1 protein-coding gene is annotated in these 799 nt (G+C 71.3%); it reads left to right on the forward strand.

Annotation, left to right across the window (positions count from 1 at the left end):
- On the forward strand, window positions 1-799 hold a 799-nt coding region (locus G3N99_RS41395; protein WP_206125329.1), incomplete at both ends, for an MFS transporter.

A 799-nucleotide genomic window follows, 5' to 3' on the forward strand; every position in this document is an offset into this window, starting at 1 on the left:
GTCTGGGCGCTGATCGGCGCCGCGTTCGGGCTCGGCGTGGTCAGCTGCGTGCCCCAGCAACTGGTGCCGTTCGCGGCCGTGATGTCGGCGCCCGGCGAACGCGGACGCAATGTCGGCGCGGTCGTCACGGGCATCATGGTCGGCATCCTGCTCGGCCGCGCGGTCAGCGGCCTGATCGCCGCGCACGCCGGGTGGCGCGCAGTGTATGCCGTGGAAGCCATCGCCATGGTGCCGGTGGGGATCGCAGCCGCGTGGCTGCTGCCGCGCGGCGTGCCGAGCACCACGCTGTCGTATGGCCGGCTGCTTGCGTCGCTCTGGACGCTGGCCCGCGCACATCGCCCGATCCGCGAATCGATGATCGTGCAGGCGCTGCTGTGGGCCGCATTCAATGCGTTCTGGGTCAATCTCGCGGCGCTGCTCGCCGACGGCCCGTGGCACCTCGGCAGCGCATGGGCCGGCGGCTTCGGCATCATCGGCGCGGCAGGCGCGCTGGCCGCCACGATCGGTGGCCGGGCGTCGGACCGGATCGGCACACGGCGCGTGATCGGACTGGGCATTGCGATCGTGACGGTGTCCTACCTGATCCTCGCCGGCGCCGGCAGCTCGCTCGCGCTGCTCGTGATCGGCGTGGTCGTGCTCGACATCGGCGTGCAGGCTGGCCTGGTCGCGAACCAGACGCGCGCGTTCGCCGCCGATCCGAAAGCACAGGGCCGCATCAACAGCCTCTACATGACCGCGACCTTCGTCGGCGGCGCGCTCGGCGCGATCATCAGCGGCCGATCCGAAGAGCGTCGTGTAA

Source organism: Burkholderia sp. Ac-20392 (assembly GCF_017104585.1).
GTDB lineage: Bacteria > Pseudomonadota > Gammaproteobacteria > Burkholderiales > Burkholderiaceae > Burkholderia > Burkholderia lata.